At 59.7% G+C, this 801-nt stretch carries 2 pseudogenes; one reads left to right on the forward strand and one right to left on the reverse strand.

Features of this window, described 5'->3' with window-relative positions:
- Positions 1-152: 152 nt before the first annotated feature.
- Positions 153-302: pseudogene (locus tag ACTJKX_RS38175) on the reverse strand (transposase); the annotation flags it as partial.
- Between the two features lie 319 nt (positions 303-621).
- Between ACTJKX_RS38175 and ACTJKX_RS38180 the strand changes: the two are divergent.
- Positions 622-801: pseudogene (locus tag ACTJKX_RS38180) on the forward strand (ATP-binding cassette domain-containing protein); the annotation flags it as partial.

Raw genomic sequence — 801 nt, forward strand, 5'->3', positions numbered from 1 at the left:
CTGGCGGCTCTCAATCACCATGGATGCCAGCTTCTGCATCGAGGCGGTCGAGGAAGCGATGGCTCACTTCGGCAAGCCTGAGATCTTCAATACTGCCCATTCCTGGCGACGCCGGGTAGATGTTGGCACCCAAGTTCGCCGGGAAACCGCTCAAATCGCTTGCACCAGGAGAGCCGTCCATAGATGTAGAACGTCGCCTCCGAGATGCCGACCTTCCGGCACACCTCGCCGATGGCCGTTCCCTCCTCAGCCTGCCGCAGGACAAACGCGATTTGCGCCTCAGAGAACTTCGATGCCTTCATGGAACTCTCCTTCTCCCCATGCGGGGATCATAGTTGGAAAATTCCAGCTCAAAACGGTCCGATTCAGTGGGGGGCACATCAAGTTTCACCTCGCCCCGCCATTTGGAGCGCTGCTGAACCCAATAGGCAAGACCAACCGATCCCGGCGCACAGGTCAATCACCCGTCCCTGCACTGGCTCAAGGGCAAAATCGGCCGCCAGATCCATCGGCGTGAAGAACGCGGATGCAGCCGCGACATTGTTCTCTGCACCCGGATGCCAATTCTGCAGGACAAAGTCCTTCTCTTCCTCGCTCAGCTACGCCCTGTCCCACACCAACAGGCTTGCAAGGGCGGACGAGTTCATCGCCAAGCTGCCAGCTGGCTATGACACCATCATCGAGGAACGCGGCGCCAATCTCTCCGGCGGTCAGCGCCAGCGCATCGCCATTGCCAGAGCCCTTGCCACCAATCCGCCGATCCTGATCTTCGACGAGGCGACCTCGGCGCTCGATTATGAG

It is taken from the genome of Labrys sp. 22185, from assembly GCF_052045555.1.
GTDB lineage: Bacteria > Pseudomonadota > Alphaproteobacteria > Rhizobiales > Labraceae > Labrys > Labrys neptuniae.